General features: G+C 65.7%; 17 protein-coding genes. 13 read left to right on the forward strand and 4 right to left on the reverse strand.

Features of this window, described 5'->3' with window-relative positions; translation table 11 throughout:
* Positions 1-365, reverse strand: a 365-nt coding sequence (locus M4578_RS15015) for a HipA N-terminal domain-containing protein (RefSeq protein ID WP_258094107.1), incomplete at its 3' end; no start/stop codon positions are given.
* Positions 365-649 carry a helix-turn-helix domain-containing protein gene (locus M4578_RS15020; RefSeq protein ID WP_258094108.1) on the reverse strand — a complete coding sequence of 95 codons (285 nt, stop codon included), beginning with the start codon at positions 647-649 and terminating at the stop codon, positions 365-367. The genes M4578_RS15015 and M4578_RS15020, both read right to left, overlap by 1 nt.
* A 545-nt stretch (positions 650-1,194) precedes the next feature.
* Here M4578_RS15020 and pdxR point away from each other — a divergent pair.
* The 3 genes from pdxR (at position 1,195) to M4578_RS15035 (ending at position 6,669) form a co-directional block, all read left to right on the forward strand.
* Positions 1,195-2,664 carry a MocR-like pyridoxine biosynthesis transcription factor PdxR gene (gene pdxR / locus M4578_RS15025; RefSeq protein ID WP_258094109.1) on the forward strand — a complete coding sequence of 490 codons (1,470 nt, stop codon included), beginning with the start codon at positions 1,195-1,197 and terminating at the stop codon, positions 2,662-2,664.
* A 146-nt stretch (positions 2,665-2,810) separates the two neighbouring features.
* A complete protein-coding gene (locus M4578_RS15030; protein ID WP_258094110.1) occupies positions 2,811-4,145 on the forward strand; it encodes an aspartate aminotransferase family protein in 1,335 nt (444 codons plus the stop codon).
* Positions 4,146-4,224: 79 nt separating this feature from the next.
* Complete coding sequence (locus tag M4578_RS15035; RefSeq protein WP_258094111.1) at positions 4,225-6,669, forward strand: GcvT family protein; 2,445 nt, start codon at positions 4,225-4,227, stop codon at positions 6,667-6,669.
* 41 nt (positions 6,670-6,710) lie between these two features.
* On the opposite strand, the gene M4578_RS15040 is transcribed toward M4578_RS15035, so the two are convergent.
* Complete coding sequence (locus M4578_RS15040) at positions 6,711-7,403, reverse strand: GntR family transcriptional regulator (protein ID WP_258094112.1); 693 nt, start codon at positions 7,401-7,403, stop codon at positions 6,711-6,713.
* Positions 7,404-7,601: 198 nt separating this feature from the next.
* Between M4578_RS15040 and M4578_RS15045 the strand changes: the two genes are divergently transcribed.
* From M4578_RS15045 to M4578_RS15065, 5 genes are all read left to right on the forward strand, one after another.
* On the forward strand, positions 7,602-8,504 hold the full coding sequence (locus M4578_RS15045; RefSeq protein WP_258094113.1) for an ABC transporter substrate-binding protein: 903 nt from the start codon (positions 7,602-7,604) through the stop codon (positions 8,502-8,504).
* Positions 8,505-8,583: 79 nt separating this feature from the next.
* Positions 8,584-9,648 (forward strand): quaternary amine ABC transporter ATP-binding protein, encoded by a 1,065-nt coding sequence (locus tag M4578_RS15050; protein WP_258094114.1) that lies wholly within the window; start codon positions 8,584-8,586, stop codon positions 9,646-9,648.
* Entirely contained in the window at positions 9,645-11,144 is a 1,500-nt protein-coding gene (locus M4578_RS15055) for an ABC transporter permease (RefSeq protein WP_258094115.1), read from the forward strand. The genes M4578_RS15050 and M4578_RS15055 overlap by 4 nt, the downstream gene beginning before the upstream one ends.
* A gap of 57 nt (positions 11,145-11,201) precedes the next feature.
* A complete protein-coding gene (locus M4578_RS15060; protein WP_258094116.1) occupies positions 11,202-12,815 on the forward strand; it encodes an amidohydrolase in 1,614 nt (537 codons plus the stop codon).
* Positions 12,805-13,734 (forward strand): CobW family GTP-binding protein, encoded by a 930-nt coding sequence (locus M4578_RS15065; RefSeq protein WP_258094117.1) that lies wholly within the window; start codon positions 12,805-12,807, stop codon positions 13,732-13,734. Before M4578_RS15060 ends, M4578_RS15065 begins: the two co-directional genes overlap by 11 nt.
* A 64-nt stretch (positions 13,735-13,798) precedes the next feature.
* On the opposite strand, the gene M4578_RS15070 is transcribed toward M4578_RS15065, so the two are convergent.
* Positions 13,799-14,737, reverse strand: coding sequence for a LysR substrate-binding domain-containing protein (locus M4578_RS15070; protein WP_258094118.1), 939 nt, complete (start codon positions 14,735-14,737; stop codon positions 13,799-13,801).
* 163 nt (positions 14,738-14,900) lie between these two features.
* Here M4578_RS15070 and M4578_RS15075 point away from each other — a divergent pair, with 163 nt between their 5' ends.
* The 5 genes from M4578_RS15075 (at position 14,901) to M4578_RS15095 (ending at position 20,000) form a co-directional block, all read left to right on the forward strand.
* On the forward strand, positions 14,901-16,508 hold the full coding sequence (locus M4578_RS15075) for an ABC transporter substrate-binding protein (protein ID WP_258094119.1): 1,608 nt from the start codon (positions 14,901-14,903) through the stop codon (positions 16,506-16,508).
* A complete protein-coding gene (locus tag M4578_RS15080; protein WP_258094120.1) occupies positions 16,505-17,608 on the forward strand; it encodes an NAD(P)/FAD-dependent oxidoreductase in 1,104 nt (367 codons plus the stop codon). Before M4578_RS15075 ends, M4578_RS15080 begins: the two co-directional genes overlap by 4 nt.
* A gap of 32 nt (positions 17,609-17,640) precedes the next feature.
* Positions 17,641-17,991 carry a RidA family protein gene (locus M4578_RS15085; protein WP_258094121.1) on the forward strand — a complete coding sequence of 117 codons (351 nt, stop codon included), beginning with the start codon at positions 17,641-17,643 and terminating at the stop codon, positions 17,989-17,991.
* A gap of 97 nt (positions 17,992-18,088) precedes the next feature.
* Positions 18,089-19,096, forward strand: coding sequence for an ABC transporter permease subunit (locus M4578_RS15090; RefSeq protein ID WP_258094122.1), 1,008 nt, complete (start codon positions 18,089-18,091; stop codon positions 19,094-19,096).
* Positions 19,089-20,000: an ABC transporter permease subunit gene (locus M4578_RS15095; protein ID WP_258094123.1), complete on the forward strand. Its 912-nt coding sequence runs from the start codon at positions 19,089-19,091 to the stop codon at positions 19,998-20,000. Before M4578_RS15090 ends, M4578_RS15095 begins: the two co-directional genes overlap by 8 nt.

Genomic DNA, 20,000 nt, shown 5'->3' on the forward strand with positions numbered 1-20,000 from the left:
GGGTCGTCATAGAACGCAGTCAGCGGAACGTAAGACCAGCGCTCGGGGTCGGCCGGCGCGCCGAAGGAGAGCGCGCCGGCGGTGTCGCCGCCGATGGCCGAGAGCAGCGCCAGCGTGTCGGCGGCGGAAACGCCGAGCGTCCGGCTCAGCATGTCGAGCTGGTGTTCCTCGGGCAGCAGATTGGCGAGCCATGGCGCGATATGCGCGGTGTCGTAGGGCGCGGCGCGCAGCGGCATGGTGACCGAGATCGGGAAGGCGGCGGCGGTGCCGAGCCAGCGCGGGTCGTAGGCAAAGGCCACATCCGTGCCGGCGGCAGAGACGGTGCCGACCTGAAAGCGGTGAAAGAAGACCGGGATTTCGGCCATCAGACGAGATCCCCGAAATCGTAGCCGTCATCGCTGGTGGGGGAGGGGGGGCGGCCTTTGCGCAGAAGCGCGTCCATCGGCACGCCGAGCGCGGCGGAGATCCGAAACAGGCTGGAGATGCGGATGTCGCGCTTGCCGTTCTCGATCTCGGAGAGGGCCGAGCGCGGCAGGCCGCATCGCAGCGCGAGATCCGCGAGGGTCAGCCGACGGTCGGCGCGGCTGGCGCGGATGCGGGCGCCGAGATCGACGAGCGCCTGGCGCTCTTCTTCGGTTTCGATGGCCATGGGTGTGTTCCCTAATTCGCGAACTCTGGTCCTCTATACCATGGGTTCTTGCGCGAAGTTATCTAATTCGGAAATTTTTTGGGACACGGTGCCTGAGAGCAAGAATATTCTCTAATTCGGAAACACTTTGCATCGGATTGCACGCCGATTGCCGTCGATGACATGCCCGCAAGATGAATTGGGGCCCCATTTGGTGTGCGTGGTCGTGGCGCGGCCGTGACGAACTTGCCCCATAGTGCTTCCTTCCATTCCAGCGAATGGATCTCACCATCAAACCGTGGGATCAAACACCTAGCGGGCGCGTCCCGAGGGAATCGCTCACACCTGTCCGGCAGAGACGAAGAAGGCGATCGGTCGGCTTTTGCCGCCGCAGATGGCATGCCGCTTGGCAATCAAGCCGCCCATGCCGGGCGGCTGCCTGCCCCGAATGCCGTGAGGCCGCGGGTGGTTGCGCCGGGGTCGGGTAGCCGCCAGAGTGACGCGACGAGACAGGAGGGCTGGTCCCGCTGTCGTCCCCCGCGTCCGGTCTTTGCCGAAGGTATCCGATGGCCCGTTCCAGCGCCTTTGCGTTCCGCCTGCCGCACTCCTCGCGGCTCAAGCTGCGGGATCAGGTGTGCGAAGCGGTGACCCTGGCCATTTCGCAAGCGCAGATCGCTCCGGGCATGGCGCTGCCCTCTTGCCGGGAACTGGCCGATCAGTTGCAGGTGTCGCGCAACACGGTGTTTGCCGCCTACACGCTTCTGGTCGATCAGGGCATCGTGGACGCGCGCGACCGGTCGGGCTATTACATCGCGCCCTCCGCCCTTACCCTCGTCCGGCCCGATGCCGCGCAGGACAGCCGCGGCGGGGCAGGGGGCTCTCCGCTTCCGCAACTGCGCAACCGCCCCTCGTCGCTGCGCCGGGTCGAGCATCCGGCGGACTGGGCCCGCTATCCCTATCCCTTCGTCTTCAACCAGCCCGATCCGAAATATTTCCCGGTCGAGGCCTGGCGGGAATGTTCGCGCAAGGCGATGAACCGCAAGACCATTGCCGACTGGACGCAGGATTCCGTGCAGGATGACAGCCCGCATCTGGTGCGCGAGATCCGCCAGCGGCTGCTGACCTATCGCGGGATCACCGCGCATGAGGACGAGGTGATGATCACGCTGGGCGCGCAGAACGGGTTGGCGATCCTCGCCACGCTCTTCCACCACGCCGAGGGGGCGATCGCGATGGAGGATCCGGGGTTTCCCGATGCGCGCAACGCCTTTCTGACGGCGGGAAATCATGTGGTGCCCGTGCCGGTGGATGCCGGGGGGCTTGTTGCCGAGGCGGTGCCGGAGGGCTGTTCGCTGGTCTACACCACGCCCAGCCACCAGTTTCCAACCTCGGTCTCGATGTCCGGCGACCGGCGCGCGGCGCTGCTGGCTGCGGCGGAGCGGCGGAATTTCATGATCGTCGAGGACGATTACGAGGCGGAGCTTCACAGTGGCCGGCGCCCGGAAGCCACGCTCCGCGCGCTCGATGAGACGGGGCGCGTCATCTATGTGGGCAGCCTTTCCAAGACGCTCGCGCCGGGTCTTCGGATCGGTTTTGTCGTGGCGCATCGCGATGTGATCCACGAGGCGCGCGCGGTGCGGCGGACGATGCTGCGCCATACGCCGACGCTGGTGCAGGAGACCCTGGCCTATTTCCTCCAGATGGGATTTTACGATGCCCATCTGCGCAAGATGATGCGGCACAAGCGCGAGCGCTGGCTGTGTATGGAGGCGGCGATAGCGGCCCATCTGCCAGGGTTCGCGGTGCAGTCGAGCGGGGGCACCTCGTTCTGGCTGACGGGGCATGACGGCTTCGACTCGAGCGATTTCGCCCGGCGGTTGCTGTCGCGCGGCGTGATCGTGGACGACGGCGCGCCGTTCTACATGAACGAGGGCATCAGCCGGTCGTTTCGCATGGGCTTTGCCATGGTCGGGACCAGGCAGATCGAGGCGGGGATGCGCGAGATCGCCGACGAATTCGCGCAGCAGCGGGTCTGACCCGCCGCTGTCCGGCGTGGCAGGATGCGCGCCATCTGTCCCTTATTTTGGTTTCATCTGTCCCTTATGATGCGCGAGGCTTCGTCCTAACCTCCTGACAGACATCGCGCCGCAACCGGCGCGGACCGGATGATAAGGAGCGGAACATGGACGGTGCAGCAGCAGGCGCAATCGACTGGTCGACCGAGGCGATCATTGCCAAGCGGGAGCGCTATTACGCGGCGACGCAGCGCTCCTTTGTCCCTTACGCGAAGCCGCTGATCCTGAAGCGCGGCAAGATGCAATATGTCTGGGACGAGCAGGGCAACCGGCTGATCGACCTTCTGGGCATGAATCTCTGCATCAGCATCGGCCATGCCCACCCTGCGGTGGTCGAGGCGGTCACCGAGCAGGTCGCGCAGCTGACCCATTGCACCACGATGTTCTATCATCCGGTGCCCGCGCATCTGGCCGAGGAGCTGGCCGCGACCATGCCCAAGGGTGAGGACTGGGTGGTGCATTTCACCAACTCCGGTACCGAGGCGATCGACCTTGCGCTGATGCTGGCGCGCAGCTCGACCGGCAATCAGGACGTGATCGCGCTGCGGAACTCCTATCACGGGGCGACCTACGGGGCGCAGGCGGTGACCGGCGTCAAGAATTTCCGTCACAACATCGCGCAGTTGCCGAATATCAGCTTTGCCGCCGAGCCGAACCAGTACCGGGGTGCCTTTGGCGCGGGGACCGATCCCTATCTCGACGATCTCGACCGGCTGATCGCGCACACCACGTCGGGGGATCTGGCGGCGATGATCATCGAGCCGGTGCAGGGCTATGGCGGTATCATCGAGATGCCCGAGGGCTATATGGCGGGCGCCGCGAAGCGGGTGCGCGAAGCAGGCGGTCTGATGATCGTGGACGAGGTGCAGTCGGGCTTTGGCAAGACGGGCAGGGGGCTCTGGTGCTTTGACCATCACGGCGTGGTGCCCGACATCGTGGTCATGGCCAAGGGGCTTGGCAATGGCATTCCCATCGGCGCGGTGGTGGTGCGCAAGCATATCGCCGAGGCGATGGCGGGCAAGTTCCTGTTCCACACCTATGGCGCAAATCCGGTGGCCTGTGCCGCGGGCCGCGCCGTGCTGAACGTGATCCAGCAGGACGGCCTGATCGAGAACGCGCGCGAGGTCGGCGCGGCGCTGCATGCGGGTCTTCAGGATCTGATGGCGCGTTACGAGATCATCGGCGACGTGCGGGGGACCGGATTCATGCAGGCCATCGAACTGGTGCGCGACCGCGAGACCAAAGAGCCCGCGCCGGAAGAGACGGCCTTTGTCTTCGAGCGCACGCGCGAACACGGCATCGTTCTGTCCAAATCGGGGAACTTCAAGAACGTGCTGCGCATGGTGCCGCCGCTCTGCCTGTCCATGGACGACGTCGGGCCCGTGATGGAGGCCTATGACCGCAGCTTCAAGGATCTCTACGCGGCGGGCTTCGGTCGCTGATCAGAGCCGCAGGTGCGGCGGCCCCGTAGCCCGTCGTTCGACGGGCGGCAAAAGACGTGCATGAAGGAGACGAGGTTTCATGATCCCCGACAAGGCGAGAGTTGTGATCATCGGCGGTGGCGTGGTTGGCTGTTCGGTGGCCTACCACCTGGCGCATCTGGGCTGGACCGATATCGTCCTGCTCGAACGCAAGCGGCTGACCAGCGGCACCACCTGGCACGCGGCGGGGCTGATTGCGCAGCTTCGGCCCTCCTCCAACATGACCAAGCTCGCGCGCTATTCGCAGGAGCTTTACGGACGGCTCGAAGATGAAACCGGCCTTGCGACCGGGTTCCGGCAGCTCGGGGGGATCACCGTGGCGCTGACCGAGGAGCGGCGCGAGGAACTTTACCGGCAGGCGGCCATGGGCCGGGCCTTTGGTGTGGCGGTCGAAGAACTGAGCGCCGCCGAGGTGAAGGCGATGTATCCGATGCTGGACGACCGGGGCGTCACCGGCGGCATCTTTCTGGAAAAGGACGGGCAGGCCGATCCCTCGAACATCGCCATGGCGCTGGCCAAGGGTGCGCGGCAACTTGGCGCCCGCATCCATGAACAGACCCGCGTCACCGGCGTGCGGCGTGACGGGCGGCGGGTGACCGGGGTCGACTGGATCAGCGATGACGGGCAGTCGCAGGGGCACATCGAGACCGAGATGGTGGTGAACTGCGGTGGCATGTGGGCGCATGAGGTCGGGCGCATGATCGGTGTCAACGTCCCGCTTCAGGCCTGCGAACATTTCTACATCGTCACCGAGGCGATTGCCGGGCTGGGGCCGATGCCGATCCTGCGGGTGCCCGACGAATGCGCCTATTACAAGGAAGACGCGGGCAAGATGCTGGTCGGCGCCTTCGAGCCGCGTGCGAAACCCTGGGCCCTGGACGGCATTCCGGCGAATTTCGAGTTCGACCAATTGCCCGAGGATTTCGACCATTTCGAGCCCATCCTCGCTGCCGCCTGCGAGCGGATGCCGGTGCTTGCGACAACGGGCATCGGCACCTTCTTCAACGGGCCGGAAAGCTTTACGCCCGACGACGCCTATCACATCGGGCTTGCGCCCGAGCTCGACAATGTGTGGGTGGCCGCCGGGTTCAACTCGATCGGCATCCAGTCGGCGGGTGGCGCGGGCATGGCGCTGGCGCAATGGATGGATGCGGGCGAAAAACCCTTCGATCTGGGCGATGTGGACATCGCGCGGATGGAGCCTTTTCAGGGCAACCGCCGGTATCTGGCCAATCGCGCGACGGAGACGCTGGGTCTGCTCTACGCCGATCATTTCCCCTATCGGCAGATGGAAACCGCGCGCGGCGTGCGCCGCTCGCCCTTTCACGCCGAGCTGCTTGCGCGCGGGGCTGTCATGGGCGAGGTCAACGGCTGGGAGCGCCCGAACTGGTTCGCGGTCGAGGGGCAGGAGCCCGCGTATCGTTATAGCTGGAAGCGGCAGAACTGGTTCGAAAATGCCGCCGCCGAGCACCGGGCCATCCGCGAGGGCGTTGGTCTCTATGACATGTCGTCCTATGGCAAGATCCGTGTCGAGGGGCCGGATGCCGAGCCTTATCTGAACTGGCTGTGCGGGGCGAACATGTCGGTGCCGGTCGGGCGCATCGTCTATACGCAGTTCCTCAACCTGCGCGGCGGGATCGAGGCGGATGTGACGGTGACGCGGCTGGCAGGCGATGCCTATCTGGTGGTGACCCCGGCCGTGACGCGGCTACAGGATCAAACCTGGATGCGGCGCCATGCCGGGGCGTTCCGGGTGGTGATCACCGACATGACCGCCGCCGAAGCGGCACTTGCGATCATGGGGCCGAGGTCTCGCGAGCTCCTGTCGCGGGTCTCGCCCAACGATTTCTCGACTGCGGCAAACCCCTTCGGCACCATGCAGGAGATCGAGATCGGCATGGGGCTCGCCCGCGCGCACAGGGTGTCTTACGTGGGCGAGCTGGGCTGGGAAATCTACGTCTCGGCGGATATGGCCGGCCATGTGCTGGAGGTGCTTCTGGAGGCGGGCGAGGGCTGCGGTCTGCGGCTCTGCGGCATGCACACGGTCGATAATTGCCGGATGGAAAAGGCGTTCCGCCATTTCGGCCATGACATCACCTGCGAGGATCATGTCATCGACGCGGGGCTGGGCTTTGCGGTCGACCTCGGCAAACCCGATTTCATCGGCAAGGCGGCGGTTGCGGCACGCAAGGAGACCGGTCCGCAGGCACGGATGGTGCAGTTTCTGCTCGAGGATCCGGAGCCGCTGCTTTATCACAACGAGCCGATCCTGCGCGACGGCGTCTATGTCGGACACCTGACCTCAGGCGGATACGGGCATCACCTGGGTGCGGCGGTCGGGCTGGGCTATGTGCCCTGCGCGGGGGAAAGTGCCGCGGACGTTCTGGCCGCGCGCTACGAGATCGACGTGATGGGCGTCAGGGTTCCCGCGCGTGCCAGCCTGCGCCCGCTATACGATCCGCGCAGCGAACGGGCGCGCGCATGACCGGCACCGGCGCGATGCTCGGGAACACGCGGGCAGGGGGGTCACTTGGCCGCCTTGTCGTAGCCCACGACCTTGAGCGCGAATTCCTCGACATAGTCGAGCAGCGCATGCACCGCAGCTTCGGCGCGGGTCGGGTCCTGCTCGCCGATGGCGCGGGCCACGGCGGAATGCAGGTTCGCCATCCTGAAGATGTCGCCGTGCTTTTCGTAGTGCAGCAGCCAGAACCGGCGCCAGAGCCCCTTGGTCGAGAAGACCGCCTTGGAGGCAAAGGGGTTGTCCGCCGCGTCGAGCATCAGCGCATGGCTGCGGAAATCGAGCTCGCGCATGGCCGCGGCATCGAGGGACAGGGAAACCGCCGCGAACCCTTCGGCGATCTCGATGAACTCCGCCCGCTGTTCCGGCGTGGCCCGTTCTGCCGCGGCGCGCGCCAGAAGGCACTCCAGCGCGCGGCGCAGCTCCAGCGACCGGAACTGCATCTTGAAGTCGAGCGGACAAACCTGCGCACCACGGCGCGGAAAGATTTCGAGCAACCCCTGATCCTGGAGGCGTTGCATGGCCGAACGCACTGAGGCCCGGCTATGCCCCGAGAGCGACATGAGCTGCGTTTCCGAAACCCATTCCCCAGGCGCGATCTCTCCGGTCACGATCATCCGTTCCAGAACGACAAAAGCCTCGTCACGCAACATGACTAGCATCTTTCCGGCGCCGGTCTGCTGCCGCTCATCGTCCTTCATGCCCCGATCCTCTCCAACTGCCTAAATTCCTACCACGCGACAAGTCGCGGGGTGCGTCAAGAAACGCTTCAATTGACATGTCAATAATCGTATCTAACATGTCAGATAAATTATCAACAGAACAGGGTAGGTAAAATGAAAATCTTCCGGAATATTTTGTTTGCAGCGCAATGTGTTGCCTTCGCTCCGGCGGCCGCCATGGCGCAGGATGCCATTGCGGTGGCAGAGCCGAACTGGGCCAGCGGCCGGGCGATGGCGGCGCTGGTTTCGGTGGTCATCGAAAGCAAACTCGGCCAGCAGGTCGAAATCGTGCCCGGCGCCAATGCGGTGATCTTTGCGGGCATGGACCGGGGCAAGGGCGAGATCGACGTGCATCCCGATGTGTGGCTGCCCAATCTCGAAAGCCTGCGCAAAGAGTTCATCGAGGAGAAGCAGACGGTCCGCCTGAGCGAAAACTACTACACCGGCTTTTCGGCGTTCTGTGCGCTGCGCGAATTTGCCGAAGCCAACAACATCACCTCGGTCTTCGATCTGGCCACGCCCGAGGCGGCGGCGCTCTTCGACAAGGACGGCGACGGGATGGGCGAAATCTGGGTTGGCGCTCCGGGCTGGACCTCGACCAACCAGAATCTCGTGAAGGTGCGCGATTACGGCATCGCCAATTTCTTCGAGCCGGTGCAGACCGAGGAGCAGGTGGCAAGCGCCTCGTTCTCGAGCGCGATGGAGCGCGGCGAGGGGGCGGTGTTTTACTGCTACGCGCCGCATTACAACTGGTTCGTCTTCGACATGATCCGGCTGGAAGAGCCGCCGTTCGACCCCGAACACTATGTGATGGTGAATCCGAACGAAGATCCGGCCTGGTTCGAGAAGTCGAAGATCACGGTGGGCGATCAGGACAAGACGGTGCATGTGGCCTATTCCGCCTCGCTTGAAGAGCGCGCGCCGCTGGTGGCCGAGTTCCTGTCGCGGATCGCGATGGATACCGACACGGTCAACGCCTTCACCAACGAGATCGTGGTCAAGGGTCGCGCGCCGCGCGAGGTGGCCGAGGAATGGGTCGCCGCCAACAGCGAGCGCATCGACGAATGGCTGGGCCTGTGAGCCAAGCCGCAACCCACCCTGGGCAGGGTCAGCCCTGCCCAGGGTTTCTTTCCAAGGACGAGCGAAGGACGCAGGGCGCATGACTGATCCTCTGGAGACCGCCGAGATCGTCGTGGAGGTGGCCAATGTCTGGAAGATCTTCGGCGCGCGGGATGCCGAGGCCATGGCCGCCATCCGCGCCGAGGGGCTGGGCAAGGCCGAGGTGCTGGAGCGGTTCGATTGCGTGGTCGGCGTGGCCGATGCCAGCTTTCAGGTGCGGCGCGGCGAGATCTTTTGCGTCATGGGATTGTCGGGCAGCGGCAAGTCGACGCTGGTGCGCCACATCAACCGTCTGCTGAGCCCGACGGCGGGCAAGGTGGTGGTGGCGGGCCGCGACGTGACCGCGCTCTCCGAGTCCGAGCTGCTGGCGGTGCGCAACAAATCCATCGCCATGGTGTTCCAGGATTTCGGGCTGATGCCGCACCGCTCGGTGCGGGACAATGTGGCGATGCCGCTGGAGATCCGGGGCGTGTCGCGCAACGCGCGCTGGACGCGGGCGCAGGATGCGCTGGATCTGGTGAATCTCTCGGACTGGGGTGACAAGTTCGCCCATGAGCTTTCGGGCGGCATGCAGCAGCGCGTGGGGCTGGCCCGCGCCATCGCCGCCGATGCCGAGGTGCTGCTGATGGACGAGCCCTTCTCGGCGCTCGACCCGCTGATCCGGCGGCAGTTGCAAGAGCAGTTCATGACGCTGGCCAAGGACATGGGAAAGACCACGGTCTTCATCACCCACGATCTGGAAGAGGCGGTGCGCATCGGCGACCGGATCGCGATCATGCGCGACGGGGTGATCGTGCAGACCGGCACGCCGGAAGAGATCATCCTCGACCCAGCCGACGATTACGTGGCCGATTTCGTCTCGGGCATCTCGCGGATCAATCTCATCAAGGCGCATTCGCTGCTGCGGCCGCTCGACAGTTTCACACCGGGCCTGACCGCCGATGCGCCGCATATGCCCGAAAGCGCGACACTCCGGCAGCTCATCGAGATCGCCGCCGAAACCGACAGCCCCATTGTCGTCGACGATGCGCAGGGGCGGCCGATGGGCGCGGTCTCGCGCCACGAATTGCTGAACGGAGTCATCACGGGAACCGCCGCCACATGACCAGACCGATAAACGATGCCCTGCCCGAAGACAGCATCCGCGATTTCGTGGGGCAGAATGCCAGCTATTACCGCGCCCAGTTCCGCCGGATCGGCGATGCGCAAAGCTATGTCCCGAGCTTCAACCCGGCCGCGGCGCTTCTCGGATCGGTCTGGTTCGGGATGCGCAACCTCTGGGCGCTCTTCACTGTCTTCCTGATCCTCGAAACCGTCGCGGTGGTGCAGTTCGTCCGGGGCCTTTCGGGCGATCTGGGCGGGCCGCTGCGGCAGCGGGTCGAGATGATCGAGCAGACGCTCGAGATCCGCCGTCAGCAACTGGCCGCCGCCATCGAGAAATCGGCGGATAATGTGGATTCGTTCCGCCGGACCATCGCGTCGCTGGAAGGCTCCATCGACGACATCCGCCAGCAGGCCGATGCGGCGGACGGGCAGGCGGCGGTGCTCATGACCACCGCCGTGGCGCTGATCCTGGGGATCAAGCTGGTGCAGGGTCTGCTGGCCAACCCCGCGCTGATGCGGCGCTATGTGGCGTGGCGGTCGCGCCCCACCCGGCTGGGAGGCCACGGCGGGCCGAGCCTGGTGTCGGCGGTGCTGCTTTGCCTGCTGACCTATGTGGCCTGCGCGACCGAGTTCAGCTTTCCCGGACGGATCGGCTTTCTACAGCAATTCCCCGTCGATCCCGCGATCCCCGCGACCGCCGCCGCCTGGGTCAAGGACTGGCTGGGCAGCGCCGCGACCGGATCGGCGTGGTTCTTCGATGCGCTGGTGGTGGCGATCCGCGGCGTGCTCGACACGCTGGAGACCATTTTCGTCAAGACGCCCTGGCCGGTGATGGCCGGGTTCACCATCCTGCTGACGGTGCTGTCGGCCGGCGCGCGTGCCGGCACCCTGACCGCCGCCGCGCTGGCCTATCTGGGCTTTCTGGGCTTCTGGGAAAAGAGCATGCAGACGCTGGCGCTGCTGGGCACGGCGGCCTGCATCTCGATCAGCCTCGGCATTCCGCTGGGTATCCTTTGTGCGAGAAAGCCAAAGGTCTACATGGTGGTGCGCCCGGTGCTGGATTTCATGCAGACGATGCCCGGCTTCGTTTACCTGATCCCGATCATCGCATTCTTCGGCACCGGCAAACCGGCGGCCATCGTCGCCACGATGATCTTCGGCAGCTCGCCGGTGGTGCGGCTGACGGTGCTGGGCCTGCGCGGCGTGCCCCATTCGGTGCGCGAGGCCGCCATGGCCTTTGGCGCGAGCCCCCGCTACCTGCTCTGGAAGATCGACCTGCCGCTGGCCATGCCCTCGATCATGGCGGGCATCAACCAGACCATCCTGCTGAGCCTCGCGATGGTGGTCATCGCCTCGCTGATCGGGGCGCAGGGGCTGGGGCAGGATGTGCTCGAGGCGCTGCAATACGCCTCGGAAGGGCAGGGCATTCTGGCGGGCGTCGCCATCCTGTTCTGCGCCATGATCCTCGACCGGATCGTTCAGGGGCGGCGGCGCTAGGATGCGCCGCCCGACCTTCTTTCTCCCTTCCGACCAAGACAGAGCGGACCCTCCCAGATGAGTACGACGATCTTTCACAACGGCAGCATCCTGACCATGGAGGACGGCGACGCACCCGAAGCGGTGGCGATCGACGGGGGCTATATCTGCGCGGTCGGCGCGCTCGGCGATGTGCGGGCAGTTTGTCCGGACGCGGTGGAGGTCGATCTGAAGGGGCGCGCGCTGCTGCCCGGCTTTATCGACGCGCATTCGCATCCGCTCTGGGCGGCCAAGACGCGCGGCGCGCCGGTGGTGGACATCCGGGCCGAGACGGTGCCGACCTATGCCGCCATCGTCGCGCGCATCAAGCGGCGGGTCGCGGCGGCGGCGCCGGGCGAGCACCTGATCTTTTTCGGGCTCGATCCGACGCTGCACCCGGACATGGAGAACCCGACGCGGGCGTTTCTGGACACGCTTGCGCCTGACAATCCCATCGGCATCCAGACCTCGAACTGTCACGCGCTGTTTCTGAACTCCGCCGGCTTTGCCGCCTGCGGCATCGACGAGACGACCCCGACCCCCACCGGCAGCATCGTCGAGCGCGACGAGACCGGGCGCCCCACGGGGCGCATCGCCGAGGCGATCACCTGGACCGCGCTGGAAACCTTCTACGAAGCCTGGGGCGAGGATCGGCTGGCCGAGGAATTCCAGGCGCAAATCGCGGCCTTTCTGCGCAACGGCATCACCACGGTGACCGAGCATCTCTATATGCCGTTCTACAAGGCCTCGTACCGGGCGGCGCTGCGGCAGGGTCTGCCGATGCCGCGCATGGCGGCCTATCAGCAGGCCACCGCGCCGGATATGGCGGTGGAAAAGATCGCCGACCCCGATGACCGGTTCTGGATGGCCGGGGTCAAGATTCACGCCGACGGATCGGTGTTCATCGGCAATATCTGGGTGACCGAGCCCTATCTCGACACCCGCATCACGCGCGAGCGGATGAATCTGAAGCCCGGTCATGTGGGCGGGCCGAACTATCCGCAGGCCTTCTTCGAGACGATGCTGCGCCAGTATTTCGCGCAGGGCTGGCAGATGACGGTGCACACGCAGGGCGACCGGACCATCGACATGGTTCTGGATGTGCTGGAGCAGATCCTGGCCGAGACCCCGCGCGACGATCACCGCTTCCGGCTGGAACATTGCGCGCTGATGCGCGCCGATCAGATCGAACGGGCGCGGCGGCTTGGCGTGCTGTGCAGCTTTTTCATCAACCACATCACCCATTGGGGCGCGCCGATCGAGGACGCGCTGTTCGGGCCGGACCGCGCCGCGCATTACATGCCGGTCGGCTCGGCGGTGGCGGCGGGGATGCGTGTCTCGCTGCATGCGGATACGCCGATGACCGACGCTTCCGCGCTGGAGCTGGTGCAGGTGGCCACCGCGCGGCTGACCAAGACCGGCCGCTGCATCGGCCCGACCGAACGGATCGACGTCGAGACGGCATTGCGGTCGGTGACGATTGATGCGGCCTATCAGATCCGCATGGAGGACAGGCTTGGCTCGATCCGGCCGGGCAAACGCGCGGACCTTGTCATTCTGGAAGACAACCCGCTGACCGCCGCGCCCGACCGGCTGCGCGATATTCCGGTGGTCGCCACCTATCTCGACGGGATGCTGGTCCATGGCGGCTGACGCGCCCGTCCCGCTGCTGTCGATCTGCGGCTTTCTGGGGGCGGGCAAGACCACCCTGGTGAACCGCCTTCTTGCGACGGCCTCGGGCCGGCGGATCGTGGTCTTCGTGAATGATTTCGGTGCGATCAACATCGACCTCGATCTGGTCGAGACCGTGACCGAGGACCGGATCTCGCTGAAGAACGGCTGTGTCTGCTGCACGCTGAACGCCGATTTTCTGCTGCAAGTGAAGACGCTGACCCGGCAGGAGGCGCCGCCCGACGCAATTCTTGTCGAGGCGAGCGGGGTGACCGACCCCGTTGCGCTTGACGGCTCGCTGCGCGAGGTCGAGGCGGCGGGGTTGGTGACGCGCGATGCCAGCATCTACATGATCGACGCAGAGCAGGTCGGCGCGCTCGACTACATCGACACCGAGCTGTTGCTGGACCATGCCAATGTCTGTGAGCTTGTGCTGGTGAACAAGACCGATCTTGTCGATGCCGCGCGGCTGACGGCGATCGAGGAGATGCTGGCCGTCTCGGCACCCTATGCGCATGTGCTGAAAACACGGCATGCGGATGTCGCCTTTCTGCCGCTGCTGGAGCTCGCCGGGATGGGAGCGCGAGGTCAGCCGAAACTGCCGCATCGCGTCACGCCGGGCCACGATTTCACAAGCTGGACCTTCGAGGCGCCGCATCCCGTCCCGCGCGAACGTTTCGAGGCGCTTGCAAGGCTGATGTCCTCGCAATGCCTGCGCGCGAAGGGCTTCGTCATCTTCGCGGATGCCCCGGAAGAACCGCGCCTGTTCAATATGGTGGGGAAGCGGGCAACGCTCGAGCCGGTATCGCAGTCTGTGACAGGTGGCTGCCGGCTCGTCGCGCTCGGTCTGAAAACGCGGGTCGATCCGGAGAGTCTGGCCCGGGTCATGCGTGAGGTATGAGCAGATAATGAAGATTATGTAAATAATTAATGCTTTTCACACGGCGTGAAACAGCCCTGCGCCGCTAGGACTGTTCTAGGTTTTCAAGATCCGGCGCGCTGTCCCGTCCCGCATCTACATCGTAATGCCGGAGCTTGGCACGCAGCACCTCGACGATCCGCTCCGTGGCGAGCGATGGCGGGCGGGACGCCGGCAGCATGATCCAGACATTCATCGTGGTCAGCGGTACGACCGGGCGGCGGACGAGCTTGTCCTCGCCGTAACCCAGCCCGACGAAGGGCGGCACGATGGAAACTCCGGCACCGCCAGCGACGAAATCGCAGGCGGTTTCCGACATCGGCACCTCGACCACCGCGCGTTTCTGCACCCCGCGCAACTGAAAGGCGCGGTCTATGGTCATGATCGAGCAATCGTCGCGGGCCAGGCCGATAAACGGTTCATCCTTGAGATCCTCCACCCGGATCAACCGTTTGGACGCCAGCGGATGCGCGGCGGGCAGCGCGCAGATCATTGCGAAACGCATCACCAGCTCGGAGCGCACATTGGGGTGCTCGAAGGGCTGCACCGACAGGCCGATGTCGATCTGCTGGCCTTCGACCAGCTCGGCGACTCGCGGGCTCGACTGGCTGGTGATCGAGATGTGCATGTTCTTCTGCGCCGCCATCAGCGGGCCGAGCGCATGGGCCAGAAAACGGGCGGAAAGCGCCGGCGGCGCGGCGATGGTGACCTCGCCCCATTCGCGATCCCGCACCGCGCGGGCGAGCTTCTGAATCCGGTCCGTCCCCGAGAACAGACGCGAGACTTCGGAGGCCAAGAGCTGCGCGTCGGAGGTCGGCAGCATCCGGCCGCCGCTGCGGGTGAAGAGCCGGAAACCACAGTTTTCCGAAAACGATTTCAAGAGCTTGCTGACGGCGGGTTGGGAGATTCCCAGCCGCTCCCCTGCGAGTGTAACAGAACCCGTCTCCATCACCGCGTGAAAGGCTTCGAGCTGGCGAATGTTCATCCCGGAGACCCCCTTGGTCCGCTACAGTATGAGGTTTCGTTATAACGCCTGGAGAATAAGCGATTTGACTTTCATGTTATCCTGTCGCTCGCATGGTGTCATCCGGGAAAACCAGCTGGGCAACGCCAAGGATGAGACACATGCGAAACAGGAAGGTACTGAAATGAATAAACTGGCATATCTGTGCGGCGCTGCCGCGCTCGCCCTCGCGCCGGCTGCCCAGGCCCAGGTGCTGACGGTCTGCCTCGAAGGCGCGCCCGAGATCTTCAATCCGGAGCTGACCAGCAACGGCACCACCGCCTATGTGCTGGGTCAGATTTATGACGGGCTCGTCTCGGTCGAGCGCGGCGGTTCGGGTATCGAGCCGGCGCTGGCCGAAAGCTGGGAGGTCTCGGAGGATGGCAAGACCTACACGTTCCACCTGCGCGAAAACGTGAGCTGGCAGTCGAACGGCGCCTTCACCCCCACCCGCCCGATGAACGCCGATGACGTGGTCTTCACCTTCGCGCGGATGATGGACCCCGAGCATCCGTTCTACGAGGTCTCGGGCGGCAATTACCCGACTTTCAACGCCAAGCTGGCGGACAATCTCGAGACGGTGGAGAAGCTCGACGAGCATACCGTCGCCTTCACCCTGAAAGCGCCGCTGGCGGCGTTCATCGGCACCATGGCGCATGGCTCCATCGGCATCACATCCGCCGAATATGCCGATGCGATGATGGCCGCCGGCACGCCCGAGCAGATGGATCTGCAACCCATCGGCACCGGCCCCTTCCAGCTTCAGGCCTATCAGACCGACGCCATCGTCCGCCTGCTGCCCTTCGCGGATACCTGGGGCGCGGCAATCGGTGACGCTCTGCGCACGCCCATGGTGGACGCGGTGGTGATGGCGATCTCGGGCGATGCCACGGTCCGGCTGCAACGGGCGCTGGCCGGGGAATGCCTGATCGGGCTCTATCCCAACCTCGCAGACAAGGAGACCATCGAGGCCTCCGACACGGTCGACGCGGTGCAGACTCCCGTCGCCTCCACCGGCATGCTGCATTTCAACTTCGGCGAGGAAAAATTTCAGGACCGGAAGGTGCGTCAGGCGCTGGCGCAGGCCATCGACATGGAGACGCTGGTGGAGGTGGTCTATAGCGGCATGGGCCATGTGACCGGCGCCGTGGTGCCGCCGGCGCTCTGGGGCCATGCGGAGGACATCGCGCCCTGGCCCTACGACCCCGAGGCCGCCAAGGCGCTGCTGGCCGAGGCCGGCTATCCCGACGGGTTCGAAACCCAGGTCTGGGCGGTTCCCGTGGCGCGCCCCTACATGCCGAACGGCCGCCGCGCCGCCGAGATCGTGCAGGCCGACTGGGCCGCGATCGGCGTAAAGGCCGAGATCGTGACCTATGAATGGGCCGAGTACATCCAGCGCGCCCGCGCCGGAGAGGCGCAGGTGGGCATGTTCGGCGGCATCTACGATTTCCCCGATCCCAGCCAGATCCCCAACAACTACCTGACCTGCTCGCCCGAGGGCAAAACCGCGCCCTCGAATATCGGCGCCTGGTGCGACGACGACTTCAACGCGGTGATGCGCGAGGCCGGCGCGATCACCGATCAGGAAGAGCGGATCGCGCTCTATCACGAGGCCCAGCAGATCGTGCATGACGAGGTGCCGGTGGTCGTCCTCGGCGGCGCCGACACCATCACCGCGGTGAACAAGAGCGTGCAGGGTTACGTGCCGGCGATTTTCGGCTCCTCGCGCCTGTCGGGGGTGACCGTCGAATGAAAGTGACTGTGATTGGCGCCGGGATCCTCGGCGCCAGTACCGCCTATCATCTGGCCATTGCCGGGCATGACGTGACCGTCGTGGATCAGGAACACCAGGGCAAGGCGACCCTGGCGGGAGCGGGCATCGTCTGCCCCTGGGCCACCAAGCTCGACGAGCCGGAATGGTACAGGATGTACGCTGCCGGGGCGCGATACTATGAGGAGCTGGTCGTGGGGCTCGCCGAACGCGGGCAAAGCGATGTCGGCTATCGCAAGGTCGGCGCGCTGGTGACCGCCGAAGACCCTGCCGATTACGACGCGGCGGGCGAGCGGCTGGCGCGGCGCACCGCCGAGGCGCCCGAGTCCGGCGGTTTCGAGGAGATCTCGCCGGAGCAGGCGCAGGTGCATTTCCCGCCGATCAACCCGGCGTTCAAGGCATTCTATGTGCCGGGCGGCGCGCGGGTGAATGCCCGGCAATTGGCGCCGGCGATGTTGCGCGCGGCGGTGGCGCTCGGCGCGACATTCCTCAGCGATCTCGCGACGCTGGAGCTCGACGGCGCCCGTGCCCGGGTGCTGGACGGGCGCGGCGAGGAGATCCCTTCGGACAAGATCGTGGTGACCGCCGGTGCCTGGGCCTCGCAGATCCTCGGCCCGCTGGGGCTGCATCATCCGGTCAAGCCGCAGCGCGGGCAGATCCTGCATTTCGGCATGAAGGGCGCGGATACCTCGCGCTGGTCGGTGCTGCTGCCGATGGCGAGCCATTACCTGCTGGCCTTCGACGACAGCCGCGTCGTGGTCGGCGCCACCCGCGAGGACGGCAAGGGTTTTGATTACCGCGTGACCTGCGAAGGCCAGCACGAGGTGCTGAGCGCCGCGCTGCGCTACGCCCCCGGCCTCGCCGATGCCACGCTGCTGGAAACCCGCATCGGTTTCCGACCCGCCCCGCCCGGCTTCCGCCCGATCCTCGGCCCGGTGCCGGGCATCGACGGGCTGATCCTCGGCAACGGGCTGGGCGCCGCCGGCCTGACCATCGGCCCCTATGCCGGCCGTCAGCTCGCCCGCATCGTTGCGGGAGAGACCCCCGAGGTGAGCCTCGATCCCTACAGCCCCGCCGCCTGAGCGGGGCCAACCCAAAGACCGAAAGACAGACAATGACCAAACGCTACAATTCCCGCCCGCATCTTCACGGCGGCGTCGTCCATAACGGCGTGCTTTACGCCTCGGGCCATGCGGCGACCGATCTCGAGCTCGACATGAAGGGTCAGACCGCCGAGATCTGCGAAAAGCTCGACGCGCTGCTGGCGCAGGTCGGCAGCGACAAGACCAAGCTGCTTCAGGCCCGCGTCTATCTCTCGGACATGTCCGCCAAGGCGCAGATGAACGAGGCCTGGATGGAATGGCTCGACACCGCGCATATGCCGTCGCGCGCGGCCATCGGCGGCTGCGATCTGGGCGACCCGAAACGCCTGGTGGAAATCGTGGTGACCGCCGCGGTCGACTGAGCCTTGCGCATGCGCGGCCCCCATCCCCGTGGGCCGCGCCGACTGCCGGGTCGCGCGTCCCTTTCGGCGCGACCCGGCCTTTCGAAAGGATGCATCCTTGCTCCGTTACCTTCTGGGAAAGCTGGCGGTGCTGGTCCCGACCTTCTTCGGCATCACCGTCGTCGCCTTCGGGTTCGTCCGGGTGCTGCCCGGCGACCCGATCATGCTGATGGCCGGCGAACGCGGCCTGACACCGGAACGGCATGCGCAGCTGATGGCGCAATACGGCTTCGACCGGCCGCTCTGGCAGCAATATCTCTCCTATCTCGGAGACCTGTTACGGGGCGATCTCGGCACCTCGCTCGTCACCCACCGCCCGGTGACCGAGGATTTCCTGACCTTCTTTCCCGCCACGATGGAGCTGGGCCTCTGCGCCATGGCGCTGGCGATCTGCATCGGCCTGCCGCTGGGCGTGCTGGCGGCGGTGAAGCGCGGTAGCTGGTTCGAGCAGATCTCGATGTCCGCCGCGCTGGTCGGCTATTCGATGCCGATCTTCTGGTGGGGCCTGCTGATGATCATCCTGTTTTCCGGCACCCTGGGCTGGACCCCGGTCTCGGGCCGCATCTCGCTGATGTATTATTTCCCGCAGGTCACCGGCTTCATGCTGATCGACAGCCTGATCTCGGGACAGGCGGGCGCCTTCCGCTCGGCGGTGCAACATCTGATCCTGCCCTCGGTGGTGCTGGCCACGATCCCGACGGCGGTGATCGCGCGGCAATCGCGTTCGGCCATGCTGGAGGTGTTGTCGGAGGATTTCGTGCGCACCGCGCGGGCCAAGGGGCTCGGCCCCGCTCTGGTGGTGGGCCGCCACGCGCTGCGCAATGCGCTGATCCCGGTGGTCACCGTGATCGGGCTTCAGGTCGGTTCGCTCATGGCGGGCGCCATCCTCACCGAGACGATCTTTTCCTGGCCGGGCATCGGCAAGTGGATCGTCGATTCCATCTCGAAACGCGATTACCCGGTGGTGCAGGGCGGCCTGCTGGTCATCGCCGTGGTGGTGATGATCGTGAACCTGATCGTGGATCTGCTCTATGCCGTCATCAACCCGAGGATCCGTCATGGCTGATCCCGTCACGCTCGCCACAGACGCCCCCGACACCGGCACCGCCCGCGCCGCGCTGGCCGGATTCTGGAGCGATTTCCGCCGCAACCGGGGCGCCGTGATCGGGCTCGCGGTGATCGGCCTGCTGGTGCTCGTCGCGCTCTTCGCGCCGCTGCTCGCGCCGCACGACCCGACGCAGCAATACCGCGATGCGCTGCTGCTGCCGCCGGTCTGGGAGACCGGGGGTCGGGGCGCCTATCTGCTCGGCACCGACGCGCTTGGCCGCGACATCCTCTCGCGGCTGATCTTCGGCGCGCGCTATTCGCTGCTGATCGGGCTGATGGTGGTGACTATCGCGCTGACCGGCGGCATCGCCATCGGGCTGGTATCGGGCTATTTCGGCGGCTGGATCGACACGCTGATCATGCGGGTGATGGACGTGATCCTCGCCTTCCCCTCGCTGCTGCTGGCGCTGGTGCTGGTGGCGATCCTCGGCCCCGGGCTCACCAATGCGATGATTGCCATCGCGCTGGTGCTGCAACCGCATTTCGCCCGGCTCGCGCGCGCCAGCGTGATGAGCGAGAAGACCCGCGAATACGTGGTTGCTGCGCGCATCGCCGGGGCCTCGCCGCTGCGGCTGATGGTGTGGACGATCCTGCCCAACTGTCTCGCGCCGCTGATCGTGCAGGGCACGCTCTCCTTCTCCACCGCGATCCTCGACGCCGCCGCGCTCGGCTTTCTCGGGCTCGGCGCGCAGCCGCCCACCCCGGAATGGGGCACCATGCTCGCCGATGCGCGCGAGTTCATCCTGCGCGCCTGGTGGGTCGTGACCTTTCCCGGCCTCGCCATCCTGATCACCGTGCTGGCGATCAACCTGTGCGGCGACGGGCTGCGCGATGCGCTCGATCCCCGGCTCAAGAGGAGCTGA

The sequence above is a fragment of the Salipiger pentaromativorans genome (genome assembly GCF_024721115.1).
In the GTDB taxonomy this organism is placed as follows: Bacteria; Pseudomonadota; Alphaproteobacteria; order Rhodobacterales; family Rhodobacteraceae; genus Salipiger; species Salipiger pentaromativorans.

Coding starts and splice junctions, on each gene's coding strand:
- M4578_RS15070 (WP_258094118.1), bottom strand. CDS start 14,737: ATGAACATTCGCCAGCTCGAAGCCTTTCACGCGGTGATGGAGACGGGT.
- M4578_RS15085 (WP_258094121.1), top strand. CDS start 17,641: ATGACCAAACGCTACAATTCCCGCCCGCATCTTCACGGCGGCGTCGTC.
- M4578_RS15075 (WP_258094119.1), top strand. CDS start 14,901: ATGAATAAACTGGCATATCTGTGCGGCGCTGCCGCGCTCGCCCTCGCG.
- M4578_RS15080 (WP_258094120.1), top strand. CDS start 16,505: ATGAAAGTGACTGTGATTGGCGCCGGGATCCTCGGCGCCAGTACCGCC.
- M4578_RS15060 (WP_258094116.1), top strand. CDS start 11,202: ATGAGTACGACGATCTTTCACAACGGCAGCATCCTGACCATGGAGGAC.
- M4578_RS15095 (WP_258094123.1), top strand. CDS start 19,089: ATGGCTGATCCCGTCACGCTCGCCACAGACGCCCCCGACACCGGCACC.
- pdxR (WP_258094109.1), top strand. CDS start 1,195: ATGGCCCGTTCCAGCGCCTTTGCGTTCCGCCTGCCGCACTCCTCGCGG.
- M4578_RS15065 (WP_258094117.1), top strand. CDS start 12,805: ATGGCGGCTGACGCGCCCGTCCCGCTGCTGTCGATCTGCGGCTTTCTG.
- M4578_RS15045 (WP_258094113.1), top strand. CDS start 7,602: ATGGCGCAGGATGCCATTGCGGTGGCAGAGCCGAACTGGGCCAGCGGC.
- M4578_RS15055 (WP_258094115.1), top strand. CDS start 9,645: ATGACCAGACCGATAAACGATGCCCTGCCCGAAGACAGCATCCGCGAT.
- M4578_RS15030 (WP_258094110.1), top strand. CDS start 2,811: ATGGACGGTGCAGCAGCAGGCGCAATCGACTGGTCGACCGAGGCGATC.
- M4578_RS15050 (WP_258094114.1), top strand. CDS start 8,584: ATGACTGATCCTCTGGAGACCGCCGAGATCGTCGTGGAGGTGGCCAAT.
- M4578_RS15020 (WP_258094108.1), bottom strand. CDS start 649: ATGGCCATCGAAACCGAAGAAGAGCGCCAGGCGCTCGTCGATCTCGGC.
- M4578_RS15035 (WP_258094111.1), top strand. CDS start 4,225: ATGATCCCCGACAAGGCGAGAGTTGTGATCATCGGCGGTGGCGTGGTT.
- M4578_RS15040 (WP_258094112.1), bottom strand. CDS start 7,403: ATGAAGGACGATGAGCGGCAGCAGACCGGCGCCGGAAAGATGCTAGTC.